At 42.5% G+C, this 21,277-nt stretch carries 24 protein-coding genes, 1 tRNA gene and 1 riboswitch; of the genes, 23 read left to right on the forward strand and 2 right to left on the reverse strand.

Translation table 11 applies throughout. The features are described 5' to 3' along the window. Positions 1–35 precede the first annotated feature (35 nt). A complete protein-coding gene (locus C7E02_RS00705; protein WP_005339315.1) occupies positions 36–677 on the reverse strand; it encodes a J domain-containing protein in 642 nt (213 codons plus the stop codon). 136 nt (positions 678–813) lie between these two features. Here C7E02_RS00705 and C7E02_RS00710 point away from each other — a divergent pair, with 136 nt between their 5' ends. The 18 genes from C7E02_RS00710 to C7E02_RS00795 all read left to right on the forward strand — a co-directional run bounded on the left by C7E02_RS00710 (position 814) and on the right by C7E02_RS00795 (position 13,749). Beyond that, the gene (locus C7E02_RS00710; RefSeq protein WP_105308545.1) at positions 814–1,704 is read left to right on the forward strand and encodes a S8 family peptidase; all 891 of its coding nucleotides are present in this window, start codon (positions 814–816) and stop codon (positions 1,702–1,704) included. A 97-nt stretch (positions 1,705–1,801) separates the two neighbouring features. Then, on the forward strand, positions 1,802–2,167 hold the full coding sequence (gene ylxM, locus C7E02_RS00715) for a YlxM family DNA-binding protein (protein WP_005333016.1): 366 nt from the start codon (positions 1,802–1,804) through the stop codon (positions 2,165–2,167). Position 2,168: 1 nt separating this feature from the next. Continuing rightward, entirely contained in the window at positions 2,169–3,527 is a 1,359-nt protein-coding gene (gene ffh / locus C7E02_RS00720; protein WP_105308546.1) for a signal recognition particle protein, read from the forward strand. Between the two features lie 79 nt (positions 3,528–3,606). Continuing rightward, positions 3,607–3,852 carry a 30S ribosomal protein S16 gene (rpsP, locus tag C7E02_RS00725; RefSeq protein ID WP_005333014.1) on the forward strand — a complete coding sequence of 82 codons (246 nt, stop codon included), beginning with the start codon at positions 3,607–3,609 and terminating at the stop codon, positions 3,850–3,852. A 25-nt stretch (positions 3,853–3,877) separates the two neighbouring features. Further along, positions 3,878–4,108 carry a KH domain-containing protein gene (locus tag C7E02_RS00730; protein WP_005333013.1) on the forward strand — a complete coding sequence of 77 codons (231 nt, stop codon included), beginning with the start codon at positions 3,878–3,880 and terminating at the stop codon, positions 4,106–4,108. A gap of 146 nt (positions 4,109–4,254) precedes the next feature. Beyond that, the gene (rimM, locus tag C7E02_RS00735; protein ID WP_105308547.1) at positions 4,255–4,761 is read left to right on the forward strand and encodes a ribosome maturation factor RimM; all 507 of its coding nucleotides are present in this window, start codon (positions 4,255–4,257) and stop codon (positions 4,759–4,761) included. 11 nt (positions 4,762–4,772) lie between these two features. Next, a complete protein-coding gene (gene trmD, locus C7E02_RS00740; RefSeq protein WP_105308548.1) occupies positions 4,773–5,549 on the forward strand; it encodes a tRNA (guanosine(37)-N1)-methyltransferase TrmD in 777 nt (258 codons plus the stop codon). 205 nt (positions 5,550–5,754) lie between these two features. Next, entirely contained in the window at positions 5,755–6,102 is a 348-nt protein-coding gene (rplS, locus tag C7E02_RS00745) for a 50S ribosomal protein L19 (protein WP_005333002.1), read from the forward strand. A 76-nt stretch (positions 6,103–6,178) separates the two neighbouring features. Then, complete coding sequence (lepB, locus tag C7E02_RS00750) at positions 6,179–6,886, forward strand: signal peptidase I (RefSeq protein ID WP_005339328.1); 708 nt, start codon at positions 6,179–6,181, stop codon at positions 6,884–6,886. 4 nt (positions 6,887–6,890) lie between these two features. After that, a complete protein-coding gene (ylqF, locus tag C7E02_RS00755) occupies positions 6,891–7,745 on the forward strand; it encodes a ribosome biogenesis GTPase YlqF (protein ID WP_005339329.1) in 855 nt (284 codons plus the stop codon). Between the two features lie 36 nt (positions 7,746–7,781). Further along, positions 7,782–8,345 carry a signal peptidase I gene (gene lepB / locus C7E02_RS00760; RefSeq protein ID WP_005332996.1) on the forward strand — a complete coding sequence of 188 codons (564 nt, stop codon included), beginning with the start codon at positions 7,782–7,784 and terminating at the stop codon, positions 8,343–8,345. Then, positions 8,338–8,997, forward strand: a complete 660-nt coding sequence (locus C7E02_RS00765) for a ribonuclease HII (protein WP_022279103.1) — start codon at positions 8,338–8,340, stop codon at positions 8,995–8,997. Before lepB (C7E02_RS00760) ends, C7E02_RS00765 begins: the two co-directional genes overlap by 8 nt. After that, positions 8,990–9,358 carry a YraN family protein gene (locus C7E02_RS00770; protein WP_005332992.1) on the forward strand — a complete coding sequence of 123 codons (369 nt, stop codon included), beginning with the start codon at positions 8,990–8,992 and terminating at the stop codon, positions 9,356–9,358. Before C7E02_RS00765 ends, C7E02_RS00770 begins: the two co-directional genes overlap by 8 nt. 74 nt (positions 9,359–9,432) lie before the next feature. Further along, a complete protein-coding gene (gene pgeF, locus C7E02_RS00775; protein WP_105308549.1) occupies positions 9,433–10,269 on the forward strand; it encodes a peptidoglycan editing factor PgeF in 837 nt (278 codons plus the stop codon). Positions 10,270–10,320: 51 nt separating this feature from the next. Next, complete coding sequence (locus tag C7E02_RS00780) at positions 10,321–11,277, forward strand: mechanosensitive ion channel family protein (RefSeq protein WP_105308550.1); 957 nt, start codon at positions 10,321–10,323, stop codon at positions 11,275–11,277. A 119-nt stretch (positions 11,278–11,396) separates the two neighbouring features. Further along, positions 11,397–11,469, forward strand: a tRNA-Thr gene (locus tag C7E02_RS00785). Positions 11,470–11,585: 116 nt separating this feature from the next. Beyond that, positions 11,586–12,953, forward strand: coding sequence for a sensor histidine kinase (locus C7E02_RS00790; protein ID WP_029731641.1), 1,368 nt, complete (start codon positions 11,586–11,588; stop codon positions 12,951–12,953). After that, entirely contained in the window at positions 12,931–13,749 is an 819-nt protein-coding gene (locus C7E02_RS00795) for a LytR/AlgR family response regulator transcription factor (RefSeq protein ID WP_005336124.1), read from the forward strand. The genes C7E02_RS00790 and C7E02_RS00795 overlap by 23 nt, the downstream gene beginning before the upstream one ends. Before the next feature lie 129 nt (positions 13,750–13,878). Here the strand turns inward: C7E02_RS00795 and thiC are convergent, their stop codons facing one another. Further along, positions 13,879–15,189 (reverse strand): phosphomethylpyrimidine synthase ThiC, encoded by a 1,311-nt coding sequence (thiC, locus tag C7E02_RS00800; protein WP_105308552.1) that lies wholly within the window; start codon positions 15,187–15,189, stop codon positions 13,879–13,881. A 116-nt stretch (positions 15,190–15,305) separates the two neighbouring features. Then, a riboswitch (TPP riboswitch) is annotated at positions 15,306–15,416 on the reverse strand. A gap of 252 nt (positions 15,417–15,668) precedes the next feature. On the opposite strand from thiC, the gene lepB (C7E02_RS00805) reads away from it, so the two are divergent. The 5 genes from lepB (C7E02_RS00805) to C7E02_RS00825 all read left to right on the forward strand — a co-directional run bounded on the left by lepB (C7E02_RS00805) (position 15,669) and on the right by C7E02_RS00825 (position 21,275). Continuing rightward, positions 15,669–16,229, forward strand: coding sequence for a signal peptidase I (gene lepB, locus C7E02_RS00805; protein ID WP_105308553.1), 561 nt, complete (start codon positions 15,669–15,671; stop codon positions 16,227–16,229). 46 nt (positions 16,230–16,275) lie between these two features. After that, positions 16,276–17,676, forward strand: a complete 1,401-nt coding sequence (locus C7E02_RS00810; RefSeq protein WP_005336135.1) for a uracil-xanthine permease family protein — start codon at positions 16,276–16,278, stop codon at positions 17,674–17,676. Positions 17,677–17,984: 308 nt separating this feature from the next. Then, on the forward strand, positions 17,985–18,740 hold the full coding sequence (locus C7E02_RS00815; protein ID WP_005336137.1) for a nucleotide-binding protein: 756 nt from the start codon (positions 17,985–17,987) through the stop codon (positions 18,738–18,740). 4 nt (positions 18,741–18,744) lie between these two features. Beyond that, the gene (locus tag C7E02_RS00820; protein WP_203226939.1) at positions 18,745–20,067 is read left to right on the forward strand and encodes a nitrogenase component 1; all 1,323 of its coding nucleotides are present in this window, start codon (positions 18,745–18,747) and stop codon (positions 20,065–20,067) included. After that, a complete protein-coding gene (locus C7E02_RS00825) occupies positions 20,067–21,275 on the forward strand; it encodes a nitrogenase component 1 (protein WP_105308554.1) in 1,209 nt (402 codons plus the stop codon). The genes C7E02_RS00820 and C7E02_RS00825 overlap by 1 nt, the downstream gene beginning before the upstream one ends. Positions 21,276–21,277 lie beyond the last annotated feature (2 nt).

Genomic DNA, 21,277 nt, shown 5'->3' on the forward strand with positions numbered 1-21,277 from the left:
AGTAATAACATAACATTTTAATAATGCTTTAGACCTTAATAGCGCAGCAACTTCTTCACAGAATGCTGATAGCGGTAAGCCCGGTTCTGCAGTTTTAACTTTTCAATTTTGTTCATATCATTCTTTTCATGCTCGTCATAAAGCTTCAGAAGATATGCAAGATTATAATTCCGGTTCTGATACCATTTGAACAGAAGCCAGTTCATAATATCCGGATACCAGTAGCGCTCCGGAATTTTTGCTTCGCGCAGCAGAATGATATGATGCAGTGCCTGAATCGCAAGTTCACCTAGTCTGGCGGCGTTTTCTCTTTGGCGGAACAGGGCATTGCTTTGCTCGATGATGTCATATAAGGCACCGGCTGCTTTCCAGTAAGTTACAAATGTAGGATGATCTGGGTCTTCAACTTCTTCAGATTCTTCATAGAGATTAAATGTCTGCATTTTCGAAGGACGGTTTCCGCGGATTTCCCGGTCATATTCGGCACGCTTTACCGGATCGGAAAGAACAAGGTAAGCCTCCAGAATTTCCTGCATCTTATCAGTTGTATCAATTCCGTTCCTCATATTGACGTCCGGGTGATAACGCTTGGCCAGTTTATTTTTAGCCAGTGTAATCTCCTGTGCGGACGCCTTTACGGAAACTTCAAGTATATCATAATAGTTTTTGGATTCCATAAATTTCCTCCCCTTATGGTGTCACTATTTACTCCCCAGTAATTAGCAAGAATATCATACGACAAATGCGTGAAGAAATCAATTTCTATTTCGTCGAATATTCTATTTTTAAAGGAAATATTTTGGAGAGACATTTATGGATCGTGTAAAAAAGATGGTGCATTATTGGTGTGATGATATAAAAAAAGCAGGGCTTACCGGAAAAGGGGTGACGGTTGCGGTTCTGGATACCGGACTTGCGCCGCATCCGGATTTTAAGAGCAGGGTTGTCGGCTGGCGGGACTGTATATATAGGAAAGAAAAATGTTATGATGATAATGGACATGGAACTCATGTGGCAGGGATCTTAGGTGGAAGTGGACAGATGTCCGGTGGGATTCTGTCCGGAATTGCTCCGCTTTGTCGATTTGTTATTGTAAAAGTGTTGGATCAAAAAGGGGAGGCAAATGTAGCGAGTATTCTTGCAGGTCTTAAGTGGGTGGAAATGAATCACAGAAAATATAAGATACGGATTGTGAATCTGTCAGCAGGAGCTGGGAAAAATCTGGAGCCTGGGAAAGAAAAAATGTTGATCGAAGCTGTAGAACATCTCTGGGACTTAGGTCTGGTTGTTGTGGTGTCGTCTGGAAATAACGGACCGGGAGAAGGAACCATTGCAATTCCGGGAAACAGTCGTAAAGTGATTACGGTCGGTGCTGTAAAAACAGAAAAAGCAGAGAAGGGGAACTGCTCGGGATCCGGTCCTACGAAAGAATGTGTAGTGAAACCGGACGTAATAGCACCGGGATACCAGATTATTTCCTGCAACAGTCAGATACACGGAAAGAAAGATGCGTATACGGTAAAAAGTGGAAGTTCCATGGCGACCCCGGTCGTGTCCGGTGCTGTCGCTTTATTGATGGAAAAATATCCGAGGGTTACCAATGTAGAGGTGAAATTAAGACTCAGGGAGACGTGCACACATTTACCCGGAGCAGGCGAACAGGGGTGGGGGATGCTGAATATCCGCGATTTTCTGAAACTTTAGAAGTCTAAAGAGGAAGGAATAGGGATTGTATGCGAAAAAATACAATAAAAATATAAGTGTAAAGAAAAAATACTTGACACCATGAGGCGTATCGTGTATGATAACACAGGTGATAAATGTGAATGAGATTCTAAAACAGGCTCTTCTGTTTGATTTCTATGGAGAATTACTGACAGATCATCAGAAAGAGATATACGGACAGTTTCTATTAGAGGATCTCTCCCTTGGGGAGATTGCCAGGGATGCCGGTATCAGCAGACAGGGAGTACATGATATTGTAAAGCGGTGTGAACAGGCACTGGCAGGATATGAAGAAAAGCTTCATCTTGTTGAGAAGTTCATGACCGTGAAGAATAAAGTAAAACAGATTGATGAATTGCTGGATGAGTATGAGAAAGAACGCAGGGAAGATATTTTAAGCGGAATTCGAATCTTGTCCGGAGAAATCATAGAGGAGTTATAGTATGGCGTTTGACAGTCTGACAGAAAAACTGCAGAATGTATTTAAGAATCTTAGAAGTAAAGGAAGACTTACGGAAGCAGATGTGCAGGAAGCGTTAAAGGAGATTAAGCGTGCGCTTCTGGCGGCAGATGTAAACTTCAAGGTTGTAAAGGATTTTATTAAGACTGTTCAGGAAAGAGCGGTCGGCCAGGATGTTATGAATGGTCTGAATCCGGGTCAGATGGTAATTAAGATTGTAAATGAAGAACTTTGTAATCTGATGGGATCTGAGACAACCGAGATCAAGCTTCAGCCGGGAAGTGCCATTACAGTGATTATGATGGCAGGTCTTCAGGGAGCAGGTAAGACGACTACAACAGCAAAGCTTGCCGGGAAGTTTAAGTTAAAAGGCAAGAAACCGCTTTTGGCTGCCTGCGATGTTTATCGTCCTGCAGCAATTAAGCAGTTACAGATCAACGGGGAAAAGCAGGGTGTGGAAGTATTTACCATGGGTGACAACCATAAACCGGCGAATATTGCAAAGGCTGCAATTGAGCATGCCCAGAAGAATGGCAATAATCTGGTGATCCTTGATACGGCAGGACGTCTTCATATCGATGAAGATATGATGGCTGAGCTGGAAGAGATTAAGAATACTGTTACTGTACATCAGACAATTCTTGTTATTGATGCTATGACCGGACAGGATGCGGTCAATGTGGCAAAAGAATTTGACGAAAAGATTGGTGTAGACGGTGTGATCGTGACCAAACTGGACGGTGACACAAGAGGTGGTGCTGCGTTATCCGTTAAGGCAGTAACCGGAAAACCGATTCTGTATGTCGGTATGGGCGAGAAGCTTTCTGATCTGGAGCAATTTTATCCGGATCGTATGGCAAACCGGATTCTCGGTATGGGAGATGTCTTGTCTCTGATTGAGAAGGCGGAAGCAGAACTTGACATTGACGAGGACAAAGCAAAAGAGATGTCCAAGAAGATGAAAAAAGCCCAGTTTGATTTTGATGATTATCTTGAGAGCATCAAGCAGATGAAGAAGCTTGGAGGACTTGGAAATATCATGAACATGTTGCCGGGACTTGGCGGTATGGGAATGGGCAAGATGAAAGGTCTTGGCGATGAGCAGATGGATGAAGCAGAAAAAGGTATGGCACGTATGGAAGCTATGATCCATTCTATGACACCAGCTGAGAGAAGAGATCCGGATCTTTTAAATCCATCAAGAAAGCACAGAATCGCAAAAGGAGCAGGTGTAGACATCAGTGAAGTAAACCGTATGATCAAGCAGTTCAACGAAGCAAAGAAGATGATGAAGACATTTGCAAAACCAGGCAAAAAAGGCAAGTTCAAGTTGCCTTTCTAAAAATGGTATATGGTGCAAGGCACTTTATATAAATAAAACTATTAAAAATAAATATTTTCATTTATGGAGGAAAAGAACAATGGCAGTAAAAATCAGATTAAGAAGAATGGGACAGAAGAAAGCACCTTTTTATAGAATCGTAGTAGCAGATTCCAGAGCCCCAAGAGATGGAAAGTTCATCGAGGAGATTGGAACATATGATCCAAACCTTGAGCCAAGCGGAATTTCTGTAGATGAGGAAGCAGCTAAGAGATGGTTAAATACAGGAGCTCAGCCGACAGAGGTTGTAGGAAAGATCTTTAAAGCAGCTGGAATTGAGAAATAGATAATTCGTGCCTGGAGGTACAAAGATGAAAGAGTTAGTTGAAGTTATTGCAAAAGCTCTTGTCGATGATCCGGAAAGCGTAACGGTAAACGAACGCACGGAGAAGAAGACAACTATCCTGGAAGTACGTGTTGCAGATTCTGATATGGGGAAAGTCATCGGAAAACAGGGACGTATTGCCAAGGCTATCCGTTCAGTAGTAAAAGCAGCGGCAGCGAAGGAAGACAAGAAAGTGATTGTAGATATTCTGGATTAATCAGGATGGATATAGGGACAGACCGGGTTTTACCAGGCCTGTCTCTCTTTATGAAGAAAGAAATGTGTCCGCCAGAACAGTGAAAGTTCTTCGGACGTTACCAGATATAGATATATACGAATTGATTCGAAAAAGCGGAGGAATGTATGGAACAGTTATTGCAGGTAGGTGTCATCACACAGCCACACGGGGTGCGCGGAGAAGTAAAAGTCTTTCCGACTACAGATGATCCGGTAAGATTTAAGAAACTGAAAAAAGTAATTCTGGATACGGGAAAAGAAAAACTGGCTCTGGAAGTGGAACATGTGAAGTTTTTTAAGCAGTTCGTTATTGTTAAATTTAAAGAATTTGACAATATTAATAATATTGAGCGTTATAAACGCTGTCCGCTGCTCGTGACGAGAGAAAATGCTGTGCCGCTGGAAGAAGATGAGTATTTTGTTGCAGACATGATCGGCATGAAAGTTATAACAGAAGATGGAACAGAATTCGGAACACTGAGTGACGTGATGGAAACAGGGGCGAATGATGTCTATGTGATTGATTCAAAGGAGCATGGAGAGGTTCTTATGCCTGCAATTAAAGAATGTGTTCTGAACGTAGATATGGAAAGTGGGATCATTACTGTTCATCTGATGAGTGGTCTGATTTAAGGAGTGTAATCATGCAGTTTTATATTATGACATTATTTCCGGACATGGTGATGGACGGTCTGAATACAAGTATTATCGGACGTGCCATGGAAAAAGGACTTTTGGATATAGAAGCGGTAAATATCAGAGACTATGCATTTAACAAACACAACAGCGTAGATGATTATCCTTATGGTGGGGGAGCAGGTATGCTGATGCAGGCAGAGCCTGTGCATCAGTGCTATGAGGCTGTGAAAAAGAAAATAGAAGCGAAAGCTTTGCTAAGCGATCCGGGTACCAGGAAAAACCCGCGTGTGATTTATCTGTCTCCACAGGGAAAGACATTTAACCAGACGATGGCAGAGGAATTTGCCCAGGAAGAAGATCTGGTATTTTTGTGCGGACATTATGAAGGAATTGATGAACGGGTATTAAATGAAGTTGTCACAGACTATGTGTCGATTGGAGACTATGTCCTGACTGGCGGAGAGCTTCCGGCTATGATTATGATCGATGCGATTTCCAGACTGGTGCCGGGGGTTCTGCATAATGATGTGTCCGCAGAATTCGAGAGTTTTCAGGATAATCTTCTTGAGTACCCACAGTATTCCAGACCGGAGATCTGGCATGATAAGCAGGTGCCAGCCATACTTTTGTCCGGTCATCATGCGAATATAGAAAAATGGCGCAGAGAGCAGTCTGTGATCCGCACAGCAAAGAACCGTCCGGATCTGATTGAAAAAGCCAAACTGACAAAAGAAGAGCAGAAGCTGGCGAAAGAAATTATGCTTGAAGCTACAGGACAGTAGAATTTAGAAAACTTTCAATTTACAATCTGGAAAGATTAAAAACATTGAAAGGATTGCCGGAAAAATAAATAAAAAAATAAAATTAAAAACTTCTTGCAACATAAAGAAGTTTGTGATAAAATATAGCATGTTGTGAAGAAAAACGAGATGGTCCTCTGGTACATTTTGTATTAAGAACGTCCAATTAAACAAGGAGGTCACACAGATGAACGATATTATTAAGAATATTGAGGCAGCTCAGTTAAAAGAGCAGGCTCCAGAATTCAGAGTTGGAGATACTGTAAAGGTTTACGGTAAGATTAAAGAGGGTAACCGTGAGAGAATTCAGATTTTTGAAGGAACTGTTCTTAAGAGACAGGGTGGCGGTTCAAGAGAGACATTTACAGTTAGAAAGACATCTAATGGAATCGGCGTTGAGAAGACATGGCCAGTTCACTCACCTAACGTAGAGAAGGTTGAAGTAGTAAGAAGAGGTAAAGTTAGAAGAGCTAAACTTAACTACTTAAGAGACCGCGTTGGTAAGAAAGCTAAAGTTAAAGAGCTGGTAAAATAATTAAACGAAGAGAACAGAGTAAAAAAGGACAACTACATACATGTAATTGTCCTTTTTCTGATATAGGGATAAATCTATGAAAAAAAGTTCGATAAGGGGTAATTTTACGGGCAGAGAGAATGCCAGAAAAAGGGCGGCAAAGAAACGCCGGAAACAGCGGGAAGCTAAGAGAAGAAAACTTTTAAGACAGCAGAAGAGAATGCAGCAGCCGACAAAGAAAAAAGTTGTAAAGCTGTTAAGAAGCATAGACTGGTCTTTAATCCCAGTTATTGGAAAGTGGATTTTTCAGATTGCATTGACAATACTGATCGCATTTGTGTGTGTATGGTATTTCGGACAGCGTGTGAGTGTTGTCGGAGATTCGATGAAGCCGGTTCTTGAAAACGGGGATATTGTGCTCGCCAACCGGATTGTGTATAATGCAAGCAAGCCGAAGCGTGGCGATGTCATTATATTTAAACCAAAGGGAAATGAAAATTCCCATTATTATATTAAGCGGATCATTGCTCTTCCAGGAGAGAGCGTGGAGATTATCGAAAATTCAGTCTACATCAATGGTGAAAAGCTGCAAGAAGATTATGAGACTTCCAAGATTGATGATGTAGGCATTGTAAATGAAAAGATAAAATTAGGCAGTGATGAATATTTTGTTCTTGGTGACGACAGGCAGAACAGTGAAGACAGCCGTAATGCCAATGTAGGAAATGTGAAATACAGCTACATTTACGGAAAAGCCTGGTTTGTCATCTCGCCAAAAACACACTTTGGATTTGTAAAGGAGTAGAAATATGCATTTTCAGTGGTATCCGGGTCATATGACAAAAGCAAAGCGTATGATGCAGGAAAATATTAAATTGATTGATTTGATCATTGAGCTTGTAGATGCCAGGGTTCCGTTATCCAGCAGGAATCCGGATATTGATGAGCTTGGTAAGAATAAAGCGAGACTGATCATTTTGAATAAATCAGATCTGGCAGAGGAAAGATGGAATGAGGCATGGACCGAATATTTTAAGAAAAAAGGATTCCATGTTGTGAAAGTAAATTCAAGAAAAGGTGGCGGAGTAAAATCCGTACAAAGCGTGATCCAGGAGGCATGTAAGGCGAAAATCGAGCGCGACAGAAAGCGTGGGATTCTGAACCGTCCGGTTCGTGCCATGGTCGTTGGAATTCCGAATGTAGGAAAGTCTACATTTATTAATTCACTTGCCGGAAAAGCAGCCGCTAAAACCGGTAACAAGCCAGGTGTAACGAAAGGAAAACAATGGATCCGCCTGAACAAACAGGTAGAGCTTCTGGATACACCGGGAATTCTTTGGCCAAAATTCGAAGATCAGACAGTAGGATTGCGGCTTGCGCTGATCGGTTCGATTAAGGATGAGGTGTTACAGACAGAAGAGCTGGCAGCAGAGCTGATCCGTTTTCTGGCAGCAAATTATCCGGGTGTACTGGAGAATAAGTATACCATTACAGCTGCCCAAGACCCATATGTAATGCTTGGGCGTATTGCAGAAAGCAGACATTGCCTTGTCCGTGGAAATGAACTGGATACGGAGAAGGCAGCCATGCTTTTGATGGATGATTTCCGGGAAGGAAAGCTTGGACGACTTACGCTTGAGTATCCACAGACAGAAGAAGCGTAAAGGTAAATAGAAATCAGAAAGGGGAACTTACTTTCTATGTCAAGAAGACGAAGAAGGAGAGAGCCGGGAATTATAAGAGAGATATTAGGGTGGATTTTTTATATTATAGTCATTCTTGTCTTAACATATGTCATCATTACTTATGTGGGACAAAGAACAAGTGTCAGCGGGTCATCCATGGAGACGACCCTAAGCGATGGAGATCAGCTTCTGGTGGACAAGCTGTCTTACCGGTTCCAAGATCCGAAACGTTTTGATATTATTGTATTTCCATATCAGTATGAGGAAAATACTTACTATATAAAACGTATTATCGGGCTGCCGGGAGAGACGGTACAGGTAGTAGACGGTTATGTCTATATCAATGGCAGCCGCTTGGAATCAGACATTTATGGAAATGAACTGATGGACGATCCGATGGCGGCATCGCAGCCAATTACCCTTGGAGAAGATGAATATTTTGTACTTGGCGATAACCGGAATCACAGTCAGGACAGCCGTGACCCGAGTGTAGGAGAAGTGAAGAAAGATACGATCATGGGAAAAGCGTGGGTGCGTATCTATCCATTTGACAAGATGGGAGTGATCAGGCATGAATAAGCGGGAAGAAGAAAAGCTGAAAAAACAGCAGGAACGTCTGGAAAAAGAGATTGCAAGAACAAAAGCAATGAGCACATTTGAAGAAGAATACAAGGATTATCCGTACATTTGCGGGATTGATGAGGTCGGACGAGGACCGTTGGCAGGTCCGGTCGTGGCAGGAGCTGTGATTCTGCCCAAAGATGATATGATCCTGTATCTGAATGATTCAAAAAAGCTGTCCGAAAAAAAGCGTGAAATGCTGTATGACGAGATCATGAACCGCGCGGTAGCAACGGGGATTGGTATGGCAAGTCCTGCGAGAATTGATGAAATTAATATTTTGCAGGCCACTTATGAAGCAATGCGTATGGCAATTGATAATCTGAAAGTGCGTCCGGACATTTTGTTAAATGATGCAGTGACGATTCCACAGGTAGACATTTTGCAGGTGCCGATCATCAAAGGTGACGCGAAAAGCATTTCTATCGCGGCAGCGAGTATTATTGCAAAAGTGACGAGAGACCGGCTGATGGTGGAATATGACAAGGTACTGCCGGGGTATGATTTTGAAAGTAATAAAGGATATGGAACGAAAGCGCATATTGCAGGGTTAAAAGAACTGGGACCGACACCGATCCACAGAAGATCTTTCATACATAATTATGTATAAGAAGAATAATCGCAGGACAGGCACCGGCTATGAAAGGAAAGCAGGTGCTTATCTTGAATCTTTGGGATACAAGATCGTGACATATAATTATCGCTGCAGGCTGGGAGAGATCGATCTGATTGCAAGAGACGGAGAATACCTTGTCTTTGTAGAAGTGAAATACAGAACTACGGGTGTAAGCGGCTATCCGGCAGAGGCGGTCGATGCCCGTAAACAACAGACTATCGCAAAATGTGCCATGCATTTTCTGATGAAGCAGGGGAACGATGACGTACCATGCAGATTCGACGTGGTTGCCATAGCCGGAGCTGAGGGTCAGGAAGAAATCACGCTATATAAAGATGCATTTACACTGATGTAGTTAATGTAGCTTTTGAATTTGAAGATATGTAAATGCAGCAACGAAGTATGGACAGATGAAGTTAGGAGAAATATATGAGTCTTGGATTAAAATATAAGAATAATGAGCAGATATTTGTAGAGCGGCAGCGCGGCGGTGTGCCGTATCTGTCCTATCCGCTTTTGGAAAATACAGGAATCGTTAACCACGGATTTTCTACCAGACTGGGTGGAGTCAGTACCGGGTGCTTCAGTTCTATGAACATCAGCCTGACAAGAGGAGATGATCCGGAGGCGGTGAAAAAGAATCGTGAACTGATTGCGCAGGCAATCGGCGTAGAAGTGGCAGATTTTACTTATACGCAGCAGACACATACGACGAATGTAAAGCGCGTGTACGCCAAGGAGAAGGGACAGTCCTTTCCTGAGACAGACGGAATGATTACGGACGTGCCGGGAATCTGTCTTGTAACTTCTTATGCAGATTGTGTACCACTTTATTTTGTGGATCCGGTGAAGAAAGTCATTGGACTGAGCCATTCTGGATGGAGAGGAACAGTTGGAAAGATTGGAAAAGTAACTGTGGAAAAGATGGAGGAAGAGTTTGGTTGTGATCCGGCAGATATTTTAGGAGCGGTAGGACCGTCTATCTGTCAGGATTGTTATGAAGTCAGTGAAGATGTTATTAAAAAATTCTGTGAGAATTATGACGAAAATCTCTGGCCTGAAATTTTTTATCAGAAAAAAAATGGAAAATATCAGTTGAATTTATGGAAGGCAAATGAGTCTGTTTTTTTAGAATCAGGAATTCTTCCGGAGCATATTGCAGTGACCAATGTATGTACACACTGCAACCCGGATATTTTGTTCTCACACAGAACAACAGGAAATGAACGCGGAACATTGAGTGCATTTCTTGCCCTGAAGAAATAGAGAGACTGGATATGAAAATGTAAACTAGAAAGTAAAGCAGGAGACAATAATATGAATAGCATGTTGTTAAAATTGGCAACCACACAGGGGACATCCTTAAAAGTGGATTCAGGGGATGTGCCACAAGGGGTGGCAGATGCGACAAAAGGAGTGACAGATGCAACGCAGGATGCAGTGAATGAGATGAATCAGGCAACGCAGTATCTGCAGGAGCATCTTTCAGACCTGATCGGATTTGGAGTGAAAGTGCTGATTGCAATTGCAGTATTTATGATCGGGCGTGTTCTGATCCAATTTATACGGAAAATTGTGAGAAAATCGCTGGCAAGGTCCAGTGCAGATAAAGGAGTAGAGCAGTTCGTAGACTCTGTTTTGAAATTTTCTTTATATTTTCTGTTGATTTTTATGATTGCAGCAAAATTAGGAGTTGATACAACTTCAGTGGCAGCGATTATTGCTTCTGGCGGTGTAGCAATCGGTCTTGCTCTGCAGGGAAGCCTTTCTAATTTTGCAGGCGGAGTATTGATTCTGCTTCTGAAACCATTTGAAGTGGGAGATTATATTATTGAGGATACAAACCACAACGAAGGGACGGTAAAGGAAATTCAGATTTTTTATACAAAGTTATCGACCGTTGATAATAAAACGATTGTGATCCCAAATGGAATGCTGACCAATAACAGTCTGACGAATGCAACGGCTAAGGCGGAGCGGAAGCTGGATCTGAAAGTAGATATTGCTTATGAAGCGGACTTGCGAAAAGCAAAGGCGGTCATTGAGGAGATTATCAGACAGGACGATGCGACCATCAAGAATGAAGAAATTCTGGTATTTGTCCATGAACTTGCAGAAAGTTCGGTAGTCATTGGTGCCCGTGCATGGGTGAAGAATGAAGATTACTGGAATGCAAGATGGAGGATTCTGGAAGAAATCAAACTGAAACTGGATGAGAATGAGATTGAGATGGCATATCCGCATCTGACTGTCCAGATGGGAAAAGAGAACTGATAAGAAGCAAGAAGTAAAAAATGCTTCAGAAATGCTTCAGAAACTAAAAAAGTTCTTGCAAATCTGAGAAGATTCGATATAATAGTAGTTGTGGTTGTCGTACGTCAATCACAACACTTGCTGGAATAGCTCAGTTGGTAGAGCACTTCACTCGTAATGAAGGGGTCGTCGGTTCAAGTCCGATTTCCAGCTTCTTTTTATATAGATGTGCATATAAGGGTTCTTCGAGAAAGAAGGATCCTTTTCTTATTACAAGATGTCAAATGATACATAAAAATTATACGGATAATAAAAATGGAGGAATTTTTATGTCGGATGAAATAGCTTTTGCCAATACCGCTTTGGAAAGTTTTGCAGCATTAGTTACATTCGTATTGCTGTTTGCATGTATTGCAAAGATTAAAATGCAACGTGGAATCAAACATGTTACATCGAAGGAAGCAAAGAGGAATACATTAGATTATATTCTGATCATCTGGCTTGTGATTCACATGATCGTACTTACGGCAGATGTACTGAGCTGGACCGCTATGGATTTCGGAAAGAATGAAGTGTGGCTTCTATTTATGTTGAATCTGACATTTACCTGTCTCTCTCTGGAATGTATGGTCTATACCTATTATGTAAAAGAGACAATCTATCAACACGAGAAGATTGGAAATACTTACGTGTATCTGGTCATGCTGTCAACAGTGATTGCAATCATATTATGGATCTCCAGTGATATCAGTGGGAAGTTTTATTATCTGGACACACAGGGGGATTATACACAAGGTTCGATTTATTGGCTGTGTCAGTTTTATTGTATTATTGTGATGTGTGGAAACATTGTGATTTTGTTAAAACACAGGAAAGCACTTGTCAGACATGATGTGTTAAGCCTTCTTATGTACGGATTGATACCGATTGCATCGATTCCGGCACAAATGCTTTGGAAATCAACCACATTTAATCTGGCGACAACGCTGGCGCTGATCTATATTTGCATTAGTGTCCATATGGCACAGTATGATCGAATCGTAGAACAGGAAAAGATTCTGATACAGCAGGAACATGAATTGTCCATGAATCAGATGCAAATGATGATTGCCCAGATCCAGCCACATTTCCTATATAATTCGCTGACAGCACTGGCGCAGCTTTGCAGCAAAAATCCAAAAGAAGCGAAGAAGGCAATCATCAATTTTGCGGATTACTGGCGCAATCATATAAACGCAATTGACAAAAAAGAATCAATTCCATTTGAAGAAGAACTAAAATATGTTAAAATATATTTATATCTGGAACAGCTTCGATTTGGAGATGATCTGCATGTAGAATATGATCTGCAGAAAACTGATTTTAAAGTGCCAATGTTATCTGTGCAGCCCTTTGTTGAGAATGCAATAAACTGGGGAGTTGGACAGAAAGAAGATGGGGGAGCTGTTCGAATTACGACAAGAGAGAATGAAGAACAGATTGAACTTTGCATCATAGATGACGGAGTCGGGTTTGATATATCAAAGATGGAAGAGCAAAGTGATGGAAGACAGCACATAGGAGTCCGTAACGCAAGAATCCGGTTTCAAAAGATGTGCAATGGAACTGTAGATATTTACAGTGAGAAGGGAAAAGGAACTAAAATACGAATTAATTTACCGAAAGGGGACAATCATGAACATTATAATAGCAGATGATGAACCATTGGCATTGGAGATGACGTGCGAAGCTGTCCGGGAGGTATGCCCGAAAGCAAATATTTACCCATTTAGCAAACCGTCCAGATTACTGGAGTTTGCAAAGGAGACGAGATGCAAAATCGCATTTTTAGATATCTGTATGCGTGGTGTGAGCGGCATCGATGTGGCAAAACAGTTAAAAGAAATTATTCCGGACATTAATATTATCTTTGTTACAGGATATGATGAGTACACAAAAGACGCAATGGCAATACATGCCAGCGGTTATATTGAAAAACCAGTAACGGCTGGGAAAATCAGAAAAGAGACGGAAGATCTTCGCTATCCATTGCCGGCTGAAAATGAACCAAGACTGAAATTTCAGTGCTTTGGCAATTTTGAAGTATATGACAGAACTGGAAAGCCGGCACATTTCAGCAGATCGAAGGCGAAAGAGGTAATGGCATATTTGGTGGATCGCAACGGTTCTTCCTGCTCAGTGAAGGAACTGGCAGCAGTTTTATTTGAAAATGAACCCTATGATAAAAAACAACAGTGGTATATTCAGAAGATTTTGTCATCACTGCAACAGACGTTGAAGGAGCTGGAAGCAGAAGACGTAATAGAGAAAAGCTACAATAATATTGCCATTGTTCCGGAGATGATCGACTGTGACTATTACAAATTCAATAAAAAAGATGCAGAGGTTATGAATGCATATAAAGGGGAGTATATGTCACAGTACGAATGGGCTGCGTACAATAAAAAGTATCTGAATGACATTCATAAGAGATGGAAAAAGGAAAATAAATAAAACGGTTTTTAGAGAAAAAGCTTCCAGATGAAATGTATTTGTATCTGTATCTGGAAGCTTTTTCTGTGTATTCCTTTTTCTTATGTATTCTATCTCCTGAGAAGATTCCTGCTATAAGTGGCAGGTGAATTATAAAATATCGATGTATTCGCCGGCAAGTGCTTTGTTCATGCTTCGTACGGCACAGAATTTGCCACACATACTGCATGTATCACTGTGGTCATCCTCCGGACGGCGGCTGTCGCGGATCGCTCTTGCAGTATCCGGGTCAAGAGCACAGGCGTACTGTGCTTCCCAGTCCAGTTTCTGGCGTGCATCAGCCATTTTATCATCAATATCTCTTGCACCAGGGATACCTTTGGCAATGTCAGCGGCGTGGGCGGTAATCTTAGAAGCGATGATGCCTTGTTTTACATCGTCGACATTTGGCAGTGCCAGATGCTCGGCAGGTGTTACGTAGCAAAGGAAAGCAGCACCGTTCATGGCAGCAACTGCGCCTCCAATGGCAGCAGTAATATGGTCATATCCAGGAGCAATATCTGTGACGAGTGGTCCAAGTGTGTAGAATGGAGCGCCCATACAGATGCTTTGCTGAACTTTCATATTGGCTGCGACCTGGTCAAGTGGTACATGTCCAGGACCTTCGACCATGACCTGTACATTATGTGCCCATGCACGTTTTGTCAGTTCGCCGAGGCGTACAAGCTCTTCAATCTGGCATACGTCTGTGGCATCGGCCAGACATCCCGGTCGGCATGCATCACCAAGGGAGATGGTAACATCGTATTCTTCACAGATATCCAGAATCTCGTCGAAATGTTCATAGAACGGATTTTCTTCCCCGGTCATGCACATCCATGCAAATACAAGACTTCCTCCGCGGCTTACGATATTCATTTTACGTTTGTGTTTTTTGATCTGTTCAATAGTTTTGCGGGTGATTCCACAGTGCAGTGTTACAAAGTCCACACCGTCCTCAGCGTGAAGACGTACTACATCGACGAAATCCTGTGCAGTCAGAGTAGCAAGATCTCTCTGATAGTGGATGACGCTGTCATAGACCGGAACAGTTCCGATCATTGCCGGACATTCGTGTGTCAGCTTCTGCCGGAAAGGCTGAGTGTTGCCGTGGCTGGATAAATCCATAATGGCCTCTGCTCCGAGATTTACAGCACTCATCACTTTCTGCATTTCGATATCGTAATCTTTACAGTCTCTAGAGACTCCGAGATTTACATTGATCTTCGTGCGAAGCATACTGCCGACGCCTTCCGGATTCAGACATGTGTGGTTTTTGTTGGCACAGATTGCAACCTTGCCTTCAGCAACGAGCTTCATCATCTCGTCAGTGGACATATGCTCTTTTTGAGCGACGGTCTTGATTTCAGGCGTGAGAATTCCTTTTCTGGCTGCATCCATTTGTGTAGTGTAGTTTCTCATGTTCATTTTGCCTCCATTTTCATTTTTTGTCTGAGTTTTTCTATAGCGGTACAAGGTGGTGTCCCCAATGTATCGCTTGTATAAAAAAAGAAGATGCGTAGAGCATCTTCCTTAATTATCGCGTTAAGATATGTTCCCTACGTTGGCATTATCCAAATCAGGTTATGGGTCGAAGCGGAATTACGCTTCCTCTCAGCCGGTTTTCACCAGCTCCCCATATGTAATTTTCGAAATGTCCATGAAATGATATGTATTGCATGGGGCGTTCCGATTTACCAGTTATTATAGACCTGAAAAAACGTAAAAGCAAGATGAAAATGTGATTTTTGCCATTTTTCCCATAACTGGAAGCATTGAAAAATAGAAATAGAAATTAGTTTCCTGCATAGGGCAATGTGTGGTAGAATAGAAACATCTTGTGAGCTATAACACATGATGTTTTGAAAAGAGAATGTTCAAGTAGAAGGGAAGATATATATATGAGTGGAAAGAAAGGGAAACATGAACCGGAAAAAGAAGGGGTACTTGCAACGATATGGGATTATGCCAAGACATTTCTTATTATTTTTCTGGTCGTGTTTGCACTAAATAAACTGGTCTATATCAATGCGGTGATTCCGTCTGAATCTATGCAGACAACAATTATGAAGGGAGACCGGATCATCGGCAGCCGGTTTGCATACAAATCAAAAGATCCGCAGAGGTTTGATATCGTCATTTTTAAATATCCGGATGATCCATCTAAGATATTTATAAAAAGAGTCATTGGTCTGCCTGGGGAGACTGTGGAAGTGAAAGACGGAAAAGTGTACATAGATGGATCAGAGAAGCCATTGGATGATAGTTTCTGCAACGAAGTACCGATCGGAGATTTCGGACCATATGAAGTTCCACAAAACTGCTATTTTATGATGGGGGATAATCGTAATAACAGTTTGGATTCCAGGTACTGGAAGAATCATTTCGTAGAAAAAGATGCGATTCTTGCAAAGGCCGTTTTCCGCTACTGGCCGTTCAGTGAGATTGGGAAGGTTGAGTAGACCGGACTAATAAAAGTAAGAAAAAGGATTTGAGAGGGATAAAACAATGAGTACAACAAACAAAGAAGAAAAAGTGGCAGATGTCAGTACGGAGAATATATACCGGCTGAACGGAAGAGTGCCACTGAAAAAAGCAATTCCATTCGGGCTGCAGCACGTACTGGCCATGTTTGTATCAAACCTGGCGCCGGTGCTGATCGTTTGCAGTGCCGCGCTTGTAAGAGGAACAGGGGAACACTTGACTTCTGCAGAGATCACCCAGCTTTTACAATGTGCGATGTTCGTGGCAGGTATCGGAACATGTATGCAGTTATATCCGGTGTGGAAGATCGGGTCGGGGCTTCCGATAGTTATGGGAGTCAGCTTTACGTTTCTTGGAAGTCTGTTAGTAATCTGTACCAATCCGGAACTTGGATATGAAGGGATGGTTGGTGCTGTTATTTTAGGAGGTATTTTTGAAGGACTGGTGGGGCTTAGTGCCAGATACTGGAAGCGCTTCCTGACACCGGTCGTATCCGCGTGTGTAGTTATCGCAATCGGACTTTCGTTATTGTCCGTAGGTATGGATTCCTGGGGCGGCGGAAGCGGAGTTGCTGATTTTGGCGCATGGTATCATCTGGTTGTTGGAGCATTTACCCTGATTGTATGCCTGGTAGCCAGATATTTACTGAAAGGGGTATATAAGAATTTGAATGTCCTGGTGGGATTGATTCTTGGATATCTGTTGGCGATCATTTTTACAGTTGCAGGTATTGCGCCGATGGTAGACTTTTCCGGAATTACAAAGACTGTACAGGAAGTTGGAGTCTTCAGTCTGCCGAAGCTGGTCTTTCTGACCAGCCATAAACCAATCTTTGATCTGGGAGCATTTTTGACAATTGCTATTGTATTTCTTGTATCTGCGGCAGAGACAACTGGTGCAACAAGCGCCGTATGTACCGGTGCTTTGGATCGCGAGATCAAGATGGAAGAATTGCAGGGGTCACTTGCTGTAGATGGATTCTCCAGTGCACTTTCCGGCTGTTTTGGATGTCTGCCGTTGACTTCTTTCAGCCAGAATGTGGGACTTGTAACGATGACGCAGGTCATCAACCGGTTTGCGATTTTGATGGGAGCATTTATTTTGATTTTGTCATCACTTTTCCCGCCGCTGGGAGCATTTTTTAATTCCCTGCCACAGGCAGTTCTTGGTGGCTGTACAGTTATGATGTTCGGGTCTATTATGTATGAAGGAATCAAGATGCTCAAAGAATGTGAGTTCGATGACCGGACGATGGTCATTGTATCACTGGCATTTGCAATCGGTGTAGGACTGACACAGACATCCGGCAACTTCTTCAGTGCATTTCCACATGAGGTGGGAGATATCTTCAATGGAAATGCAGTGGCAGGTGTGTTCGTGGTATCTCTGCTGTTGAGTTTGTTTTTGCCGAAAAAGAAAAAATAATTTTGTGAATAAAATAGCATATGTTGACCAAAAGTAGTTTGGCAGGTTATAATAAACAAAGATAATTTAAAAGAAAATAATTAAAAAAGACTCTGACGGCAAGGTAATCCGAGCGGGAATAGTCGAATATATCAGACACAGGGAAGATGCAGTTGGGGAAAGTGCATCTTCCTTGTACAAGAATCCATCATGCAGAAATCGCATCTGTACAGATTTCTCAGGGTGAATACTACTTTAGTGGCAGATATAAGGACTTTTTTCCGGAAGGAGAAAGGTCCTTTTTCGTTGGGGGAAATTGGGAGGGAGACATGTTAAAGGTAGCGATTTACGGAAAAGGTGGAATTGGGAAATCCACAGTAACTTCGAATCTGGCGGCAGCATTTGCTACAATGGGGAAAAGAGTCATTCAGATAGGCTGTGACCCGAAAGCAGATTCTACAATTAATCTGCTGGAAGGAAAGCCTCTTCGTCCGGTCATGAACTATATGCGGGAGGAAGACGAGGAACCGGAGAAATTAGAAGATATTTCAAAGGAAGGATTTGGCGGCGTACTCTGTATAGAGACAGGCGGCCCGACGCCGGGACTGGGATGTGCTGGCAGAGGTATTATTGCAACATTCCAGCTTCTGGAAGATTTGAGACTTTTTGAGACATACAAGCCGGATGTAGTGCTTTACGATGTTCTCGGAGATGTTGTGTGTGGCGGCTTTGCAGCACCGATCCGGGAAGGCTATGCAGAAAAAGTATTGATTGTAACGTCCGGAGAAAAGATGGCGTTGTATGCGGCTAATAACATTTCCAGCGCAGTTCGTAATTTTGAAGACCGAAGCTATGCACGGGTGTTTGGCATTGTGCTGAATCACAGAAACGTGGAAAATGAGGTGCAAAAAGTGCAGGCATTTTCTAAGGAAAGCGGAATTCCAATCGTGGGAGAGATTCCAAGAAGCAATGAGATCATCCGTTACGAAGATCAGGGGCAGACGGTGATTGAAGGAAATTCAGAGTCAGAGATCAGTGGAAGATTCTATGACCTTGCAAAAAAATTACTGGAAAGCGAGGAGTAAGGACATGGTGGGAATTACGAAGATGAAAGCAGAAAACCAGAAAGTGGAAAAAGAAGCATTTTTCTGTACAACGAAAGAACTGAGCAGGCTTGGCCTGGAACAGATTCCGACACAGTTTCAGTCACATAAGCATCTGATCTACAGTTCGCCGGCTACACTGGCATTCAATTCACCGGGAGCAGAAGGCTTTGGCGTGAAGCGTGCCGGTCTTGCAGTACCAGATTCCATTATGTTGATCGTGGCTCCGGGGTGTTGTGGAAGAAATACTTCACTGATCAGTTCGATGAAGGAATATAATGACCGGTTCTATTATCTGATGATGGACGAGACCGATATTGTGACAGGAAGACATTTGAAAAAAATTCCAAAAGCAGTAGAGGAAATCTGCAGTGTCTGTCCGAAAAAACCATCGGTCGTTATGATCTGCATTACCTGTGTGGATGCCCTTCTTGGAACGGATATGGAGCGGGTGTGCAAAAAGGCGGAAGAACAGGTAGAGATTCCGGTCAGACCTTGTTATATGTATGCGCTTACAAGAGAAGGCCGAAAACCACCGATGGTACATGTAAGGCAGTCCTTATATTCACTGCTTGAGCCGGGAAAAAAGAAAGGCAATGTAGTCAATCTTTTGGGATTTTTCTCGCCGCTTGTGGATGACTGTGAGATATATGATCTGCTGCATAGTGCGGGAGTGAAGACGATTCATGAGATTTCCAGATGTAAGGATTATATGGAATATCAGACTATGTCAGAAGCAAATTTCAATCTGGTACTGCACCACGAAGCAAGATTTGCAGCAGAAGATTTTCACAACCGGCTTCAAATTCCATTTATCGAGCTTCGAAGACTCTATCAGATAGACAAGATTGAAAACCAGTATCATGCACTTGGTAATGCACTCGGTGTTGCATTTTATGATGAAAAATATAAAAAGCAGGCAGAAGATGCACTGGAAAAATTCTGGCAGAAGTGTCCGGATGCTTCTTTTGCAATCGGAGAATGCCTGAACGCTGATCCATTTGAACTATCATTAGCCTTGATACGTTACGGATTTTCTGTACCGGAAATTTACGGGACAATCACGGTGGAGAACTTCACATACATTCGTTCTCTGGCAAAAATAAGTCCAGAGACGAAAGTATTTTCCAATATGGAACCGACGATGATTTATTATGACCCGGCGAAAAGCGATGTGAATCTGGCAATCGGAAAAGATGCCTGTTATTATCATCCGGATTGTCCATATGTCATGTGGAACGGGGAAGAACAGCCATATGGATATGCAGGAGTGAGAAGATTATTCGAACAATTACTGGAGGTAGTATAGTGAGAGGACTTAGAAAATATCTGACACCATTTGCACCGGATCAGTCTGGTGCGGTGTCCGTGTTATATGAACTTGGGGGACTGATCGCAATCTGTGACGCCGGCGGCTGTACAGGAAATGTATGTGGTTTCGACGAGCCGCGCTGGTTTGAACAAAAAAGTGCCTTGTTCAGTGCGGGACTGCGTGATATGGACGCAATTCTCGGACGAGATGACCGTCTGGTGGAGAAGCTGGTGGATGCAGCTTCAAAGCTCGATGTAAAGTTTGTAGCAATCATTGGGACACCGGTTCCGGCAGTAATCGGAACGGATTACAAGGCACTTGGAAGAATGTGCGAGAAAAAATTAAATATGCCTGTTATCACCATTGATACAGATGGTATGGAATTATATGATGTGGGCGAAGAAAAAGCATGGCTGGAGCTTTTCCGGACATTTGCAGAAAAGGAAATGATTGATAAGGCAAGTGAAAGAATTAAGCCGAATCTGGATATTGAGAAAAAACAGGGAAAGATCGGGGTTCTTGGATTAACGCCGCAGGACATAAGTGACCTTCAGGCACCAAAGAAGATTCGAGAATATTACCAGGAAAAAGAAGGAAAAGAAGCAATCTGCTACTGCATGGGAGAAAATGTCTGCCGGAGCACGGATGGTCTTGATAATCATCGAACAGCAGGCGAGGTTGAAAAAAATATTGTAGTTTCCCCGGCGGCTCTGGCAGCTGCGAAATATCTGGAAAAAACATTTGGCACACCTTATGAGGTCACTTACCCAATTGTAGAAGAGCTGGTTCCGGGTATGGATTATCGGAGAAAGAAAATCCTAATCGTGCATCAGCAGGTTATTGGAAATGCAATGCGTGCAGAAATCAGACGAAGATGCCAGAAAGTAAATGGGGATCTATCTGTTGATAACAATGCAGTTATCACGGTAGCAAGCTGGTTCATGATGAAGCAGGAACTCTCCGAAGAAGGTGATATTTCACTTCGAGAAGAAGATGATTATATGGAGCTTATCAAGAAAGAGGATTACGACATTGTTTTTGCAGATCCGATGATGAAACGCATGACTGAAGATGCTTATAAAATGGCTGGAACAGGTTATGTGGCAGATGCACATGAGACGGAAAGAAAAAGAATTTTTATAGATGCCACACATTTTGCCGTGTCAGGAAAATTGCTTGAGGAAATGAAAAAGCGGGAGGCGTAGAG

This window comes from Dorea sp. Marseille-P4042, from assembly GCF_900290215.1.
GTDB classification, from domain to species: Bacteria; Bacillota; Clostridia; order Lachnospirales; family Lachnospiraceae; genus Dorea; species Dorea formicigenerans.